Annotated in this window: 14 protein-coding genes, 1 tRNA gene and 2 pseudogenes; 9 read left to right on the top strand and 8 right to left on the bottom strand. The window is 30.7% G+C overall.

What is annotated here, in order from left to right:
• Positions 1-11 precede the first annotated feature (11 nt).
• Together GMC_RS19570 and GMC_RS0109225 are read left to right on the top strand one after the other, a co-directional pair.
• Complete coding sequence (locus GMC_RS19570) at positions 12-2,054, top strand: glycoside hydrolase family 2 protein (protein ID WP_010521858.1); 2,043 nt, start codon at positions 12-14, stop codon at positions 2,052-2,054.
• A gap of 465 nt (positions 2,055-2,519) precedes the next feature.
• A complete protein-coding gene (locus tag GMC_RS0109225) occupies positions 2,520-3,077 on the top strand; it encodes a YqgE/AlgH family protein (RefSeq protein ID WP_010521859.1) in 558 nt (185 codons plus the stop codon).
• Between the two features lie 11 nt (positions 3,078-3,088).
• On the opposite strand, the gene GMC_RS0109230 is transcribed toward GMC_RS0109225, so the two are convergent.
• Positions 3,089-3,949: an aminotransferase class IV gene (locus GMC_RS0109230; RefSeq protein WP_029489692.1), complete on the bottom strand. Its 861-nt coding sequence runs from the start codon at positions 3,947-3,949 to the stop codon at positions 3,089-3,091.
• A 53-nt stretch (positions 3,950-4,002) separates the two neighbouring features.
• Positions 4,003-4,389 (bottom strand): START-like domain-containing protein, encoded by a 387-nt coding sequence (locus tag GMC_RS0109235; RefSeq protein ID WP_010521861.1) that lies wholly within the window; start codon positions 4,387-4,389, stop codon positions 4,003-4,005.
• Positions 4,390-4,548: 159 nt separating this feature from the next.
• Between GMC_RS0109235 and GMC_RS0109240 the strand changes: the two genes are divergently transcribed.
• Positions 4,549-4,622, top strand: a tRNA-Met gene (locus GMC_RS0109240).
• 179 nt (positions 4,623-4,801) lie between these two features.
• On the opposite strand, the pseudogene GMC_RS19575 reads toward GMC_RS0109240, so the two are convergent.
• Positions 4,802-5,224, bottom strand: a pseudogene (locus GMC_RS19575) (DDE-type integrase/transposase/recombinase); the annotation flags it as partial.
• Between the two features lie 292 nt (positions 5,225-5,516).
• Between GMC_RS19575 and GMC_RS0109250 the strand changes: the two are divergent.
• From GMC_RS0109250 to GMC_RS0109265, 4 genes are all read left to right on the top strand, one after another.
• The gene (locus GMC_RS0109250; RefSeq protein ID WP_010521863.1) at positions 5,517-7,181 is read left to right on the top strand and encodes a sensor histidine kinase; all 1,665 of its coding nucleotides are present in this window, start codon (positions 5,517-5,519) and stop codon (positions 7,179-7,181) included.
• Complete coding sequence (locus tag GMC_RS0109255; RefSeq protein WP_010521864.1) at positions 7,178-7,810, top strand: response regulator; 633 nt, start codon at positions 7,178-7,180, stop codon at positions 7,808-7,810. The genes GMC_RS0109250 and GMC_RS0109255 overlap by 4 nt, the downstream gene beginning before the upstream one ends.
• Before the next feature lie 114 nt (positions 7,811-7,924).
• Entirely contained in the window at positions 7,925-8,233 is a 309-nt protein-coding gene (locus GMC_RS0109260; RefSeq protein WP_010521865.1) for a hypothetical protein, read from the top strand.
• A 251-nt stretch (positions 8,234-8,484) separates the two neighbouring features.
• The gene (locus GMC_RS0109265; RefSeq protein ID WP_010521866.1) at positions 8,485-8,796 is read left to right on the top strand and encodes a hypothetical protein; all 312 of its coding nucleotides are present in this window, start codon (positions 8,485-8,487) and stop codon (positions 8,794-8,796) included.
• 139 nt (positions 8,797-8,935) lie between these two features.
• Here GMC_RS0109265 and GMC_RS0109270 read toward each other — a convergent pair whose 3' ends face one another.
• The 3 genes from GMC_RS0109270 to GMC_RS19580 are packed head-to-tail and all read right to left on the bottom strand — an operon-like array spanning position 8,936 to position 12,118.
• The gene (locus GMC_RS0109270) at positions 8,936-9,799 is read right to left on the bottom strand and encodes an HAD-IIA family hydrolase (protein ID WP_010521867.1); all 864 of its coding nucleotides are present in this window, start codon (positions 9,797-9,799) and stop codon (positions 8,936-8,938) included.
• 2 nt (positions 9,800-9,801) lie between these two features.
• Positions 9,802-10,839 carry a hypothetical protein gene (locus GMC_RS0109275; RefSeq protein ID WP_010521868.1) on the bottom strand — a complete coding sequence of 346 codons (1,038 nt, stop codon included), beginning with the start codon at positions 10,837-10,839 and terminating at the stop codon, positions 9,802-9,804.
• A 1-nt stretch (position 10,840) separates the two neighbouring features.
• Positions 10,841-12,118: a glutamine synthetase family protein gene (locus tag GMC_RS19580; RefSeq protein ID WP_010521869.1), complete on the bottom strand. Its 1,278-nt coding sequence runs from the start codon at positions 12,116-12,118 to the stop codon at positions 10,841-10,843.
• A gap of 322 nt (positions 12,119-12,440) precedes the next feature.
• Here GMC_RS19580 and GMC_RS19585 point away from each other — a divergent pair, with 322 nt between their 5' ends.
• On the top strand, positions 12,441-12,665 hold the full coding sequence (locus tag GMC_RS19585; RefSeq protein ID WP_010521870.1) for an ISAon1 family transposase N-terminal region protein: 225 nt from the start codon (positions 12,441-12,443) through the stop codon (positions 12,663-12,665).
• A gap of 254 nt (positions 12,666-12,919) precedes the next feature.
• Entirely contained in the window at positions 12,920-13,429 is a 510-nt protein-coding gene (locus GMC_RS0109295; RefSeq protein WP_029489693.1) for a DUF3124 domain-containing protein, read from the top strand.
• A gap of 61 nt (positions 13,430-13,490) precedes the next feature.
• Here the strand turns inward: GMC_RS0109295 and GMC_RS0109300 are convergent, their stop codons facing one another.
• Both GMC_RS0109300 and GMC_RS21680 read right to left on the bottom strand, forming a co-directional pair.
• Complete coding sequence (locus tag GMC_RS0109300) at positions 13,491-13,733, bottom strand: hypothetical protein (protein WP_010521872.1); 243 nt, start codon at positions 13,731-13,733, stop codon at positions 13,491-13,493.
• Positions 13,734-13,826: 93 nt separating this feature from the next.
• A pseudogene (locus GMC_RS21680) lies at positions 13,827-14,125 on the bottom strand (hypothetical protein); the annotation flags it as partial.

The following is a 14,125-nucleotide window of genomic DNA, read 5'->3' on the forward strand; positions in this document are numbered from 1 at the left end:
CATATTTTAGCATGTTTAAAATCAAAGCGTTTTTACTTTTACTATTTTACACCGCTACGTTTACGGCTTTTTCTCAACACCCATTTCTAAAACATAGAGAAACGTTAAACCTAAGCGATTGGAAGTTCAAAAAAGGAATTATTTATAATGCCAATCAAACTAATTTCGATGATACTACATGGGAAAAAGTTACGGTGCCGCACACCTATTCCATGGATGCCATTAACGATGTGGGCTATTATCGTGGCAATTCGTGGTACCGTACCCAACAAATACTTCCTGCCGAAATGAACGAAAAACGTATTTTTTTACGATTCGAAGCGGTTGGGCAAGAAGCTGATGTATTTGTAAACGATAAATTGGTAGAACAACATATCGGTGGTTATGCTGCTTTCTGTATAGAAATTACTGATTATATCAAATACGAAGGCAAAAACACGATCGCTGTTAAGGTTACGAATGAGCCTAACTACAAACGCATTCCTGTAAACGATAAATTGTTTAATCATTATGGAGGAATCTATAGACCTGTTCAGCTATTTGCTACAGCCAACACAACAATAAAGCCTGATTATTTTGGATCAACAGGGGCATTTGTAACACTAAAAGAACATAGCACCCAACAAGCTACAGTCGAAGTAAAAACTCATATTTCATCGATAGAAGAAAATAAAACAGGGAAATTAATTATAGACTTAAAAAATAAACAAAATCAATCTATAGCTAATCGTGAAATTTCAATTGCTACACTTAAACAAGATTCTACAATTACAACCCAATTGACTATTGAGCAGCCTAAATATTGGCAAGGAAAAGAAAATCCATATTTGTATACTGCGGAAATTAGCATTGCTGTAGAAGGTAACGAAGATAAAATTAGTCAAACTTTTGGTTTAAAATCATATAAAATTGATCCTGACAAAGGAATGATACTTAATGAAAAACCTTATCGCTTATACGGAGTTTGTATGCATCAAGAGTGGAAAAATGAAGGCCCTGCCTTACTAGCAAAATACCATAAACAAGATATTGATATGGTAGCAGAAATTGGTGCAACAGCTGTTCGCTTATCACATTACCAGCATTCGGATTTAACTTATCAATTAGCAGATGAAAAAGGGATATTGGTTTGGGCTGAAATTCCTTTCGTTCATGATTATAGCGGTCGAGAGGGTGAAAATGCGAAACTACAATTAAAAGAATTGATTCTTCAAAATTACAATCATCCAAGCATATATGTTTGGGGATTATGGAATGAAGTACGTGCTTGGAAAAGCCCCGATGAAGCTTGTGTTGTGTTAACAAAAGAGCTTAATGAACTGGCGCATCAACTGGATCCTACTCGATTAACAACTTCGGCTAGCGACCGTGGTATGGAATCAAAGATGGGTAATCTCACCGATCTTCAAGCTTGGAATAAGTATTATGGTTGGTATTATGGAACGTATCCTGACATGGCTAAATGGCTAGACAAATATCATCAGAAATATCCTGAACGCCCCGTAGGGATTAGCGAATACGGAATTGGAGGAAATATTTATCAACAAGATATTTCGAAGCTAGAAAAACCAAATGGAAATTACTTCCCTGAACCAGAACAAACCAAGTACCATGAAATTACATGGGATATTTTAAAAGATCGTCCTTTTATTTGGAGTTCTTTCGTATGGAATATGTTTGATTTTTCTGTTGCTGGCTGGAATCGAGGTGGTATTCCTAATTTAAATCACAAAGGTTTAGTAACCTTTGATCGAAAGATTAAAAAAGATGCCTTCTACTTTTATAAAGCCAATTGGTCTGAAACACCAACGACACATATTGTTGGAAAAAGGAATAATCGCCGTAAAGGGATTACACAAAAAATAAAGGTATATTCCAATCAAACCAATTTAATATTAACTGCTAACGGACAGCAAATAAATTGCACCAATTGCAATTCCGACACTATGGTTGTAGAATTTGATAATATCCTATTAAAAAAAGGCAACAACTTAATTCAAGTATCGGATACTAAAGAATTAACTAAAGATGCTTTTGAACTTTATATTGAATAATCCAAATATAACCTGATAATTATAGTAAGCGTGTATTAATTTACATTTGTCAAATGAATAAGTGTTCGGGATTTTTTTAAAAATAAGAAAAGTTAAGTAACAGCTCTTATTAATCTGGCTATTTTATTTTTAAGGTACTTCACTAAAAATTAACAATTTTACAGATATAATTTTGATTCGAAAATGTATTGAAATACCAAGTTATTAAACTAAATTAACGAATTACTTAACGTATTAGCCACAAATTATTCATTAGTAGTACGCTTAAAAGTGAATAGATATCCTAAAATTGTTAATAAACAATTAATAATTGTTTACTCCTAAAACATTCTAAACAAATCATATGCTAATTTTTTAGACTAATAGATGTGATTATTTCAACAAAAATTGCTTTATATTGAATTTTAACCTAAATTTATGTAACCAAAACAAATCTCAAGATACTAAACAAAACTACTATTAAAAATGTTATTAACTAAACCAAAGACCGGAAGTGTTATTGTGGCCGAGCCTTCTATTATTGGCGATGTATCATTTCAGCGTTCCGTTGTACTTATTGCCGACCATAGCGACAACGGCTCTATAGGATTTATAATGAATAAACCTTTAACTTACACTTTGGCTGATGTAATTCCTAATATTACTAATGAATTCAGAATTTTCAATGGAGGTCCAGTGGAACAGGATAGCCTTTATTTTATTCATAAAATCCCCCATTTAATTCCAAATAGTGTTGAAATCTGCTCCAGCATTTTTTGGGGTGGTGATTTTAATGTGGTTGCTGATCTAATTATGAAAGGAGAAGTTTTACCAGAGGATATTAAATTCTTTTTAGGGTATTCAGGATGGTCGTCAGATCAATTAAATGAAGAAATGAATTCAAACCTTTGGGTTGAAGTAAATTCTAACCTATGCGATATGATTTCAAAACCTACTCAAGATTTTTGGAGGGAATACATGATTGATTTGGGCGGAGAATATTTATTGTGGGTAAATTCACCTGATAATCCTTCCGATAACTAAATAGCATATTATTACTTTTTTAAACGAATATCTGCATTTAACAGATTTACGATTTTTTTAGTTACATCAGTCGAAAAGAGTTTTTTACGATACTTTGAGACTGATGTAATTCCACTTATAACATTTGTAACGAATAATTCATCTGCCTTTTGCAATTCAAAAGCGGCTATGGAAGTTTCTTCTAATGTAAATTCATTAGCATCTTTAAGAATACGCAATAATTGTTTTTTTAATATTCCATTAATACACCCATCTGCTGTTGGTGGTGTTTTAATTGTTGAACCTTTAACCAGAAATATATTGCCATTAGTTGCTTCAATAACTTTTTTGTCAGTATTGAGTAATAACATATTTGCATAACCGTTTTCTTTCGCAAAAATCCCTGATAATACATTTAACACTCTATTAGTCGTTTTTAAAGTAGAAAGGATATCTTTTGCTATAAAATGATCCTTGTAAAGTTCAACTTCGTATTCCTTTTTATCAATTGAATTTAACTTGTAAAATGGCTGATCAATTTTAGCAATACTAATAAAAAAACCTACACTGTTCTCTTTTGGAGTGTACAATCCATCACTATTTCGATAAACGCTTAATTTTACACGTATACTTTGATTAGTAACTACCCCGTAACCAGCAATGGTATCTAAAATTTGCTTTTCAAGGTACTCTAAAGTAAAGTTCATGGGAATCCGCATTCTTAAAATCCGCATGGATGCCATCAACCTAAAATAGTGATCTTCCCAAAATAAAATAGCCCCACCGTTAACGCGTATAGTTTCAAAAACAGCATCTCCATAGGCAAAACCCCGGTTAAAAACACTCAAATTAGCCTTTGCATTGGAAATAATTTCACCGTTAAAATTAATCATAAAAAAGTCCCTTAAAAAAGGGACAAATATACATTTATAAAAAGTTTTTGTTTCTATACCGATCCAATAACCTGCTTTAAATTTCCAATAGTATTTTCCCAAAGCATTTTATTTTCTTCTAGTTCATCATCATCAGAAAAATCAGTAACCATTAAAGAAACATCCTTAGTAATTTCATCAACTTGAATACGGATTTCAAAAAAATAATCTTCATCCTCGTCATCTACCCATTGAAAACGAACTTTTTCGTTATTTTTTTTAGATAATAATTTTGCTTCTTCTTCGCTGTCATCCCATATAAAAGTAAACATCTCACCACGAGAGTTTACATTGTCAGCAAACCATTCGGATAAACCTGAAGGTGATGAAATATAGCTGTATAGCATTTGGGGAGATGCATGTATAATGAATTCTAATTCATATTTAATTTTACTAGACATAATCAATTATAATGTTAAGCAAACAATATATAGATTAATTATTGACAATGCAAAACCAACATAAAAAAATTACTACAATTTATTTTTTGGAGAATTGATATATCTTTATATATTTGCACCCGCTAAAGGATAGCCTTTTTAGCATACTAATAATAAAACGGCGAGGTAGCTCAGATGGTTAGAGCGTCGGATTCATAACCCGGAGGTCACGGGTTCAATTCCCGTTCTCGCTACGACAAAACCCCTTAATTTTCAAGGGGTTTTTATGTTTTTGATATTTTTATAAATGACCTCGTTTAGTTAAAATCATAGCAGAGTACGGTTTGAAGAAATATAATCCTCAAACGACTCTACATTTTTTTCAATTTTAGAGGATGTTTTATGCCATGGTCCTTTTAGTAGTGAATTAAGCTCTTTTAACTTCTCTATTATTTCTAGCATTTAACCAAGCTTTGTAAACTGTATTTTCTGTGGTCATGTCTTTGCTTAAAGACCACCCAACTAGCTTTCTGTCTGCTAAATCTATTATTGTTGTTAGGTAATTCCAATGGTTTGCCACAGGTATGTAAGTAATGTCAGACACCCATTTTTTTCCTATTTCTTCACAATCAAATTCCCTATTCAGAATATTTTCTGCTATTGGATTAGTATGATCTGAATCGGTAGTGATCACAAATTTCTTTTTCAAAATACTCTTTAAGCCAAGTAGATTCATTAATCGACCAATGTAAGAAACACTGTAATTAAGTTCTTCTTTTGCTAATATTTTTTGAATTCTAGTACTTCCATAAATCTCTTTATTTTCATAGAATATACTGGTAATCCTATTGTTCAAATGGAGTTATGTTTCGTTAATATTATCTTTTGACTTTAGCCAATGGTAATAAGAATTCCTGCTCACTCTTATTGATGCATTACAGTCAGACTTGAAAAATTTGGTTCTCATTCAAGTTTCTGAGATTGGAGACATAACAAGTATAGCTCAAAAATCGTTAGATGTCAATAGTATTATTTCTAGTATGGAAATTTACACATTACTTATAGTAGGTATTGTTGTTATATTTGTAGTATCTTATCGAGTTAAAACAAAGCCTTAAATAACCGAGTTGTCTCAGTAATAGCTTAAAATGAGCATTAAAACACTAATACTTATTATCATCAATAGTTTAATTGGTTTTGTAGTATTAATATTATCATTATTATTTTATAATCAGTTTTCTAAGGTTTTAAATGATCGGATCTTATTGCAATTAAATTCGATTAAGACACTTAAACAGATTCAGGTTGAAAACTTAATACAATCTGAATGGAACGATTTTTTGAACGTAAAAAAAATCGATACAGCAGATTTAGATACAAATTTTAAAATACCAGATAGTATTCTTTCATTGGACGGAATTCACGACTTAACACCATACCACAAAGAAAAACAAACCTCTATAGGTTTTATCCAATCTACTAATGAAGGTTCAATAGTAAAAATCATCCCTTACCATAAATTAAAAAAAATTCTATTAGAACGGACGGGAATGGGAGAAAGCGGTGAGTCTTACCTAGTTGGATCGGATTATTGTTTAAGATCTCAATCTAGATTTTTTCCAGATAAAAACCCGTATAAGGTAAAAGTCAAAACCAAAGGAGTAATTGATGCTTTGGCAGGAAATAAAGGTAGAGGGGTTTTCAAGGATTACAGAGGAGTGAACGTATATAGTGTATATAGTCCTCTAGAAACTTCATATCTTGAATTAGTTATTTTATCGGAAATTGATGTTGATGAAGTGACTTTACCCTTAAAAAAATTAAGATATAGACTTTTTGTATTAACGTTAGGTATTCTTATTGTAGCAGTATTATTATCTCTATTGTTAACTAAAATGATTTCAAACCCTGTCAAAAACATGCGAAAGAATTTGAAGATTATGGCCATGGGAAATTATAATCAAAGCGATGACTTTAAAAAGAATTCAATTGAAATAAAAGAAATGTTTGATGCTTTAGCGAATTTGAAGGATTCTTTAAGAGGTGCGGTGAACTTTTCGAATCAAATAGGTAATATGAACCTAAATTCTAATTACACTCCAAAAAGTTCCAATGACCAATTAGGAAAAAGTCTAATTGCTATGAGAGATAAACTATTGGAATTTAGAACTAACGAACAAAAAAGTAGAATTGTAACCAAACGTTTACTATTAGATGGATTGGAGAAAGAAAGAAAGCGTCTTTCAAGGGAACTTCACGACGGTATTGGACCTCATTTGACTTCTTTGAAGTTTTATGTAGAGAACAATATTATTGATCCAATGAAAAAGATAGAAATGAAAACTATAGTGGATAGTACCATTTCTGAAGTTAGATTAATGTCTAACGCTTTAATGCCTTCGTCTATCGATGATTTTGGAGTGGGAGCTACACTTACAAATTTTGTAAGAAGTATTGAAAATTCTACAAAAATAAGTATTGAATTTGAAGACTTAACTAAGCATAGTAAAAGTAAAATCACAAATCATCAAGGAATTAATTTGTTTAGAATAAGTCAGGAATTAATAAATAATTCATTAAAACATTCTGAAGCAAAAAATATAAGAATTACACTCTCTGAATTTAACGATTTTGTGTCATTATTTTACTTCGATGATGGTATTGGTTTTAAATTAGAAACGGCAAAATTAGGATCAGGAATTATTAACATAAAACAAAGAGTGGAAATTTGTAATGGAACTATCGTTATAAATTCGGAACAAGGTAGGACAACTACCTTTGAAATAGAATTTCCTATAAAAAATGACTTATGAACGAAACAAAACTAATTATAGCCGATGATCACGAACTTTTTAGAAAAGGGCTAGCAGAATTATTAAGTAAGCATGAAGATATTAAAGTGATCAAAAGTGTTGAAGATGGAATTGAATTCATGAATATTTTAAAAAGTAATATAGAGGCTCACATCGTATTACTTGATATTACTATGCCCAATATGGATGGTTTTCAGGTATTAAAAGAAATGAAAAATTTAAGTTCTACAATCAAACCTATAGTTATTTCGATGCATAATGATGGCAATTATATCGCCAAGTGTGCTAAAAGTGGTGCTTATGGCTATCTATTGAAAAATGCTGATGAAACAGAACTGACCAAAGCGATTCGTATGGTTAGTAAAGGAAGTAAATACTTTAGTGCTGAAATTTCTGAGAAAATGATCAATTTTATGTCTGTACAAAGTGTAAGCGAGGACATCCTATCAAATAAAGAAACGGAGGTGTTAGGATTAATTTCAGAAGGGCTCACTACAAAAGAAATAGCATCCAGATTATTTGTAAGCGCACGTACTATAGAAACCCATAGAGCCAACATTTTAAAGAAGTTAGAGGTTAAAAATACTGCCGAACTTATAAAAAAAGCAGCTAAAATTAATTTAATATAATTTTAATGTTAGTAGAAACTCCGTATAAATACGGATGTAAAATCGGTAAATCCTCGTATTCCTAACAAGGCTTATTCAGGCGTAATTTTGGTATGAACCAAAAAAGTAATAGTCATGAAAAAAGCAGTTTTAATTTTAGGATTTTTAGTAATATCATTAGGAGCATTTGCACAAAAGAGAAGTGATTTTCAAGGGCCAAAATATAAGAATTATAAATACTGGCAACATGATAATGCCCCTACAGTAGTATATTCATCTGACCAGCAGAAATCATTAACAGGTCCTGCTTACAAAAATTATAAACCTTGGAGGAATACCAAAGAAGTTTCAAAAGTAGAAGTTATTACAAATGGAACAAATGAAAGACAAAAGTTAACAGGGCCAAAATATAAGAACTATAAGCCTTGGAAAAATAACAGTTAAATTTGAGATATTATCTATTTTTAGCTTTATAGATAATAATAAAGAAGCTTTATAAGCTCATAATAGTTTTTCTAATGAGCACCTTTTATAAATATTTAAGAGGTGCTCTTTTTTTGTGTTTTTTAAAAATTTGATTTTGTGATGGTTGTTAAAAAATCCGTATAAATACGGATGTAAAATGGGTAAATCCTCGTATTCCTAACAAGGCTTATTCGGGCGTAATTTTGGTATGAACCAAAAAAGTAATAGTCATGAAAAAAGCAGTTTTAATTTTAGGATTTTTAGTAATATCATTAGGAGCATTTGCACAAAAGAGAAGTGATTTTCAAGGGCCAAAGTATAAGAATTATAAATACTGGAAACATAATAATGCACCCACAGTAGTTTATTCAACTGATAAGAAAAAAGCTTTAACAGGACCAGCATATAAAAATTATAAACCTTGGAAAGATACTAGTAAAGTTGTTAGAAAGAAAGTAATTATAAATGGAACAAATGAAAGGCAAAAGTTGGCAGGACCAAAATATAAGAACTATAAACCTTGGCTAAACAAGGGTAAATAATTTTTGGTTCGTTAAGCAACACGAGTGTGGATAAAGCTATTGTTAGTATTACTTAAATCAGCTCGTGTTTGCTTAATAAAAGTCAAAAAGCGCTTAAAATAGTTTTTTTTAAGCGCTTTCTTATTTTGTGAAGAATCGTTTAACTTCTTATAGAATTGCAAATGTAATCGGGTGCAATACCTAAACTTTTAATTACGGTTTCAGCTTTACTTTTAATAGTATTGCCAGATAGTACTAAAGCAGTATCAATACCAAATTTATTGGCTCCAATAATATCTGTTGTTAAAGTGTCACCGACCATAAGAATATCGCTTTTTTCATAAATCTGTTTTCCTTTATTAATATGTTCAAAAGCATAGTTGAAAATCTGAATATCAGGTTTTCCAAATTTTATAAAATGTCTACCTAAAATAGATTCTACAAAATCAGCGATACCACCAATGGCTACAGAAATATTATTATTATTTGTAGGGTAAATAGTATCAGTATTCGCCACTATCACAGGAATATTAATTTTTCGTAATAAATTTACACAGTTATTTATTCCAGTACGCCATTCAAAACCTTCATCATCTAAAAAAACTAAAGCTTTAATGGTATTTAAGTAAGCTTCTTCAAAATTTATATCTTCAATAGAAACGGCTTCTAAACCAAGGGATTTGATATAAGTGGCAGATTGCTCTGTGCCTACGTAAACCACACGTCCTGAGTTAATTTTTTGTTTTAAAAACTCATATGCCATCATGCCAGAGGAAATTATTTTCTCAGATGGGATGTCTTTATCAAAACCAATTTCTTTAAAATTTTGGCTTAAATGTTCTAAACTTCTTGAAGCGTCATTGGTAAGTATAAAATAATCAATGCCTGATTGAATTAAATTTTCAAAAGTTTGTCGAGCACCATTTATAATTCCATCAGCATTTTTTAGTACGCCAAAAGAGTCAAAAAAAATAACCTTATAATTTTTCGATAATTCTTTAAAAGATTGAATATCATGTTCCATAATTAGAATAAAGTATTGATGATTTTATCAGTGTCAAATTCATCTATTGAACTAAAATAAGAAGCAAAAGTTTCTTTCTTAAGTCTACCTGCGTGAGTATCTCTAAAAAAATAATCCCCTAAATGGACTACGTAATGAAGTAGAAAAAAACGATATGATTCTTTTATAAATTTAATTTCATTCTTTTCTAAAGGAAAAATCTTGTGGTAAGCTTTTAAAAAAATAATAAAGCGATCTTCTAACATAGGGTTAATAGTATAACTAAAAGTATCTTGATCTCCTTCAGCCCTTACCACTCTAGACCAAAAGTAAAAGTCCATCACTCGAGTACTCATTCTAAACCAATCGTAATCCCATCGCGAGAAAAATCTAAATTTTTTATCTACTGAAAAATTACCAATATTCCAATCTACAAAAACAGGAATTTTCTCCATTTGATGTAATCCAATTTTTTCACAGTTTTCTAAGAAAGTATTACACTGTTTTTCAATTTCTTTGACGATAAAATTGGCTTCTTTATATTTTGGCTTTGTATGTAATTCCCTTTTTAAATCAATAATATCCGTTTCCATAGTTTTAATAGAAACAGGGAGTTCATTTAATATAGAAGAACAAGATTTATGAAAATAAGCCAGCTGCTCTCCAGATTTTATAATTTGTGCTTCTGTAAATATTTTAGGGGGCTTTTCTTTAATACGAATAGGGTTGTAAAAAACGATCCACACATTAGAGATATGATCTTTATATCGTTTACAAAATATTTTATTTTCTTTATTTAAAGAGCGAGCTATAAAATGATCATGAGGAAACCTTAAATTATTAGCTAAACTGTTTATAATTTCATGATCTTCCAAGAAAAATTCGTGTTCTCCAAATTGCGACAACTTGGCAATTATAGGACTTTCATTTACTAAATTGATTCGAAAAACTCGGTTAGTAGATACATTAGCACTTATATCTTCAATATTTTCTATTTTTTGTTTACCGTTAAACTCGTTCCAAGTTTTTTCGATAACTAACTTATAATCCGTGTTCATCATATCAAATAATTTCTAAATAACGATTTACCTCCCAGTTGCTTACAGATTTGTTGAATTTTTCCACTTCCCATTTGCGTGTTTTTATAAAATGTTCGGAAAATACAGGGTTCAATAATTGTGCAGTTAAAGGATGATATTCCATTACAGTTATCGCATCATTTAAGTTATTAGATAATTTGTCGAGTGTAGTATTCTTGTAAGCATTTCCGACTTGATTTTTAATTTTTAAGTCAAGCTTCTCTTTAATGCCATGAAGACCTGAAGCAAGCACTGCGTATACTATTAAATAGGGATTAGTGTCAGCACCAGGAATACGCATTTCTATATGGTCATTCACATAAGATTCACTAATTACTCTAATTGCTGTAGTTCTGTTTTGATATCCCCAACTTACAGTTGTTGGCGCCCAAGAATCAGGTTGTAGTCGTTTATAGCTATTAATTGTAGGAGCATAAATGGGGAGCATAGCAGGACTTGCGTTAAGTACTCCAGCCAAAAAATTAGATGTCGTAGCATCCAAATTATTATTATTCGAAAAATTTAAAATATTTTGCCCCTGTTTATTCTCAATACTTATATGGATATGACCTCCACAACCAGGAAGCTCTGCATTCCATTTTGCCATAAACGAAGCTAAAAAATCAAACTTTTTAGCCGTAGTTTTTACTATAGATTTGAATAAAGTGGCATCATCACAAGCTTTTAATGCGTCGGTGTAACTTAATGCAGCCTCGTAAACGCCTGGGCCTGTTTCGGTATGAAGCCCTTCGGTTGACACGTCAAATGATTTTGTTACTTTTAAAATTTCGTCAATATATGCTTGATTTTCAGAAAGGCGATTCAAAGAATATCCAAACATACCAGAGGTGACGCCTTCAAGATTTTCAACATCTTTTTTAAAATTGAACCATTCGTATTCAAAGCCAATTTTAGGTACTAAATTTAGGCTTTCATATGCTTTTAAAATACTTTTTAATAAACTACGAGGACAAACATTTTTGAAATTTTCATCAGTACTAAAGTCTCCAAAATAAAGTGCATCGCAGTTAGCTTCATTAACCGTTCTTTTAGATTTTTCGTCTATAGTAAATATAGCATCGGGAAAACCTTTTTCCCAGCCTGTTAAGCTATCTTGGGAGTAACATTCATCGTGTAAATCCCACCCAAATACCACGTCACAAAAACCTAATGAATTATTTTTTTTAAATTTATTTTCAGAAATATATTTACCTCGGGAAACCCCGTCTATATCAGTAAACATAATTTTTTTAAAGCTCATAATTTTATAATTTGTTCAACTTTTTTCAATTTAAAGAATTTATCTTTGAATTATAAGCTAATGGTTATAAAGCCTAGTTAAAAAATAACTTACAATATGAGTCGTTTTAATCTTAAGGATATTCTGGAGTAACTACATTTGTTGGTACAATTTTGCTAAGCCTATAATTAATAAATTTGAATTATGGCAAAACGCAAACATTCAATAGATTTTAAAGTGATGATAATTGAACTATTAAAATTAGGAAGAAGTACTAAAGAGGGATCAACCCGAAAAGTTGTGGAGTGTTGTAAAATTTTAGATTTTTGTAAAAAACAATAAATTGGACTCCAAAGAACTACTTGCTTACTTTTTACCCGAAGGGATTTTAGAATATTTTTATATTATAGAAGCCAAAGAATCTAATGATAAATTAACACTAGTTTTAGAAGAAAAGCCATTACCGATGGCCGAACAATCTCAAAAGCGATTACATTCTAAAGGCTTTTATCCTGTAACTCAAATCCAAGATTTTCCTATTCGCAGACGTGTTGCCCCTATGGGCTAATCTGAAAATCAAAGCCTCCGTTTCTAACGGAGGTTTTTTACTTATCACCCAAAGTGAGATGAAATTGAAAAAAATTGAGGAATAATTACCTAGTCTTTAAATTATTCCTCAAGCTTGAATTAATCTAAAAAAAACTCATTGAATTTGAAAAAACTGAATACTAATATAATATATTTTGGAGTAAAAATTTTATATTGATGGAGCATATATTGACTTTATATATTTTTCTACAACCCTTAAAAATTGATACCATTATGAAATATTTTATTACCCTTAGTTTATGTTTATTTCTATTATTTTCTTGTGAGGAACCAAGAAAATTAAGTTCTACAGATAAAAATCAATGGGAAATGAGAACGGTAAAAAAAGCATTACCAGATTCTTTAGATAATGGAAGTACATTTCTATCTGTTTATTCTCAGATATTTATGCGTAATGATAAGGGCCAAGTAGATTTAACGGCAACAGTAAGTCTGCACAACCCAAACTCTAAAGACAAGATATATATCGATAAGGCAGTATACTACAACACAAAGGGAGAAGCGATACGCATTTATTTTGACAAGACTATTTTTATCAACCCTATGGAAACTGTACAAATTGTAATTGATGGTATAGATAGAGAAGGCGGTACTGGTGCAAATTTTATTTTTGACTGGAAAATCAAATCGTCTTTGAATGAACCAATTATTGAAGCGGTTATGATAAGTACAAATGGGCAACAAGGTATCTCTTTCACTACAAGTGGTAAGCGCATAAAATAATTTAAAGTCGGTATTGTCTTTTATAAAACTTACAAAGAATATATTCCATTTAGCATCCTTATTAAAAACACATATCTCCTAGTTGTAATAACCCATCTCTAGCAGATTCTAAAGGCAAATAACGGACTTTTAATTTATGTAAGCCATTACTTAATAAATAAGGGTTGAGTTCTAATGTGGTATTCATGCCACTTTCATAAAAACGCTCTAAAGGAATATCGTCTATAAAAATTTCAAAAGGGGTTTTGGCATTAACATGTATTGCATAGGTAATTTGGGTTACTGTTTTGCAAAGTACTTGCAAGTATAGTAGTATTTTTTGCGGTTTGGGCGCAAGCGGTAATACATCCAATACATAAAAATAAAAATATATCCTTAACCATATTAGTTTACCTTGTTACTTTCTAATAATTTCAAAATCAGTACTTCCTTTGGGTTTATGTAATTTCAAGTCATATTTGTAGTAATTAGTTTCTGTTTCAGTTATAAGACCTGCATTTTTAAATTTATTAATTCTTTCTAACGTAACAATCCTACCTTCTGCATAAAGCTTAAGCTCGTACTCATTTTCATTCACTTCCCATAAATTTCCTAAACATTTTGTTTTGATATCATTTATATTTTCTTGAGAATAAAAATGAGATAAATCATAGTCATAAGTACTAATTGACAATTCTTTATTTCTTAATTCTGGAC

The sequence above is a fragment of the Aquimarina agarivorans genome (genome assembly GCF_000218485.1).
In the GTDB taxonomy this organism is placed as follows: domain Bacteria; phylum Bacteroidota; class Bacteroidia; order Flavobacteriales; family Flavobacteriaceae; genus Aquimarina; species Aquimarina agarivorans.